Here is a 2,214-nt window from a genome sequence, read left to right as displayed (position 1 = left end):
ATGCGGTAGATTTGGGGATGGCGAGTGATGAGGAAAACTCTCGGTTGACCGCTTTGAAAAAATATAGGGTATTGCTAAACCGTGTTGATGCTAGCTTAGCGCCAGATATTTATTGGCCTGAAAAACCTAGAGTAATAGAATAAGGGCTGCAATAAACTGGCCCCAATAGTTGGACAGTCTAAGCAGCTAACATGGCCTAGGTTCGATATTATACCGAACTTAGACCATTTAGTTGAGAATTAGTCACCTTGAAGAATTATTTCGGATAACTCGTTCAATAGGTTGTCCATTCTCGTCAAAATATCGGCTTGGCCAAATTTCTGAGGGATGTACTCCGAGATTGTTCGCAATAATCCACTCTCCTTTAGGCCAAGGTCGTGATAGAGCATTAGCTAATGTAGATGAGCTAAGTCCCTCCTTACGTGATACCGCTGCTAAGGTAGTGCCGAGCTTACGTAAGGCAGCGATAATGTCGGCAGTATGCCAATCTTTTTTATTCATTTCCTTTATATCTCCATATAACAAACGCATGAATTATCCTATTTTGGGATATTTAAGTAAATGGTTGATATTCGATTTTGGGATATTAATCAAGGTTAAAGAAATGGCATCGATTTATTCATATGAATATCAAATGGTTATAAACGCTCTTCGTAAGGCTAGGATAGAAAAAGGTATTACTCAAAAAAGATTGGCTCAAGCCTTAGATCGACCTCAATCATTTATTGCTAAAATTGAAAATGGTGAAAGAAGGTTGGATGTAGTTGAATTTGTGCATATAGCACACTTGCTATCTGTCGATCATGGGCTAATTTTAGAAAAAATACTGTTCAAAAAACCACCTAAAAAGCCAAAACGAGCAGAGCTTATAAAATAAAAAATCCCATTTTGGTATAAATCAACAATCGATTGATATTTAATCCTAAATGTTTAGTAGGATTGAATATATGGTTTCAATTTACTCTGATGAATATCAAATAGTTATCAAAGCACTCCGTGAGGCTCGTATAGCAAAGGGGGTCACGCAAGAGAATTTAGCTCAAGCGCTAGATCGCCCTCAATCGTTTATTGCAAAAGTTGAGAATGGTGAAAGAAGATTGGATGTTGTGGAATTTGTTCATATAGCACATTTGTTATCATTAGAGCCAAGTGTTCTCATAAAAAGAATCCCAAGAAAATATTCCTCGATATGCTGATAACTTTCTATCTATGCTAGTTTCATCAGATAGCGTAGCTAAAGAGGGATTCACATAGTTAACTATGTGGTAGAACAATTAGGGTTTAATATCCCTAAAGTTGTTTTTTGTACTCCGTGTTATGTAATGTCTATACACGTTTTACTTGGCTAACACTATAATTGGAGCTATCTGCGCTCCTTTTGCGCAGATAGATGTAACTAAACCGGTTTCGCTCCAGGTTGGAGAGGGGGCTGGCTTATGAGGTCATGAGGTCGGCCTTTTCAGCTATAGCGATTTCCCCAATTTTCGGAGCTTCGGCTCCCTTAGTTTGACCAACGATTTTTACGCGTTGCGTATTGCTAACTTTAATGCTGAATTCCGAAAATGACTTCACGTTTTTCCTATCTATACGCTCATGCTTCTCGTTCAGTTAGGTGAATTTGCCGAGCGCTTTTTAATAACTTCTTAGTCTCAAGATAGAGGTTTATAAGGCTAAAATAGCTTTACATCAGAGGTAGGTTCAAGTTCAGCTAAAATCATAGCTAAATGCATTCCAATCATTTTCATTTGGTTAGGCATTTCATTCTGTACTGTGCATTATGATAGAGGTGTTAACCCCATTTTAATGAGTGCAGAATATACCGCCTAGCTGTGTGGAATTGGTTACCTTGCTACAGATTTAAAGGAAAAATGGGTAAATTGAATAAATTACAGTCATATTTATGACGTTAGTTGTGTAAAAATTTTTCAATAGATGAAACACAATTGTCGCTTCATTTATCGAGCGGATAGGCGAAATTTATCGCGCGCGGCATCATTTTGTGTTGTCCTTGCTTTGCACTGGTGAGCAGAGTAATGCCTTGGCGGGGATTTATCTGTTCGGGTTTCCTGCACAGGAAAAAACGGTATTAACCTCAACTCTGCTTAAGCATTGCGATTTCCTGAGCACGTAAACCTAAGCTCGGCTTTTTCGGTTGGAACGTATAAGCAATTAAGCCTGATACCACCTCCAACAAAAAGCCGACAATGCTCCGAT

The 2,214-nt window shown here is 38.4% G+C and carries 4 protein-coding genes and 1 pseudogene; 3 read left to right on the top strand and 2 right to left on the bottom strand.

Features of this window, described 5'->3' with window-relative positions:
- Positions 1-143 (top strand): tail fiber assembly protein (locus tag AACQ83_RS23895; protein WP_146747951.1); only part of this gene is annotated, 143 nt, incomplete at its 5' end.
- 100 nt (positions 144-243) lie between these two features.
- On the opposite strand, the gene AACQ83_RS23890 is transcribed toward AACQ83_RS23895, so the two are convergent.
- A complete protein-coding gene (locus tag AACQ83_RS23890) occupies positions 244-501 on the bottom strand; it encodes a helix-turn-helix domain-containing protein (RefSeq protein ID WP_065389358.1) in 258 nt (85 codons plus the stop codon).
- 103 nt (positions 502-604) lie between these two features.
- Between AACQ83_RS23890 and AACQ83_RS23885 the strand changes: the two genes are divergently transcribed.
- Together AACQ83_RS23885 and AACQ83_RS23880 are read left to right on the top strand one after the other, a co-directional pair.
- Positions 605-877, top strand: a complete 273-nt coding sequence (locus AACQ83_RS23885; RefSeq protein WP_051240231.1) for a helix-turn-helix domain-containing protein — start codon at positions 605-607, stop codon at positions 875-877.
- Between the two features lie 70 nt (positions 878-947).
- Entirely contained in the window at positions 948-1,196 is a 249-nt protein-coding gene (locus tag AACQ83_RS23880) for a helix-turn-helix domain-containing protein (RefSeq protein ID WP_011147600.1), read from the top strand.
- Between the two features lie 896 nt (positions 1,197-2,092).
- On the opposite strand, the pseudogene AACQ83_RS24860 reads toward AACQ83_RS23880, so the two are convergent.
- Positions 2,093-2,214: pseudogene (locus AACQ83_RS24860) on the bottom strand (IS982 family transposase); the annotation flags it as partial.

It is taken from the genome of Photorhabdus sp. S10-54 (assembly GCF_963878145.1).
Taxonomy (GTDB): domain Bacteria; phylum Pseudomonadota; class Gammaproteobacteria; order Enterobacterales; family Enterobacteriaceae; genus Photorhabdus; species Photorhabdus kayaii.
Note: the sequence above shows the minus strand (reverse complement) of the source record. Positions and strands in the feature narration are given on the sequence as shown.

Bases quoted from the DNA above. Each gene is read 5' to 3' on its own strand.
- AACQ83_RS23890 (WP_065389358.1), bottom strand. From the start codon at position 501: ATGAATAAAAAAGATTGGCATACTGCCGACATTATCGCTGCCTTACGT.
- AACQ83_RS23885 (WP_051240231.1), top strand. From the start codon at position 605: ATGGCATCGATTTATTCATATGAATATCAAATGGTTATAAACGCTCTT.
- AACQ83_RS23880 (WP_011147600.1), top strand. From the start codon at position 948: ATGGTTTCAATTTACTCTGATGAATATCAAATAGTTATCAAAGCACTC.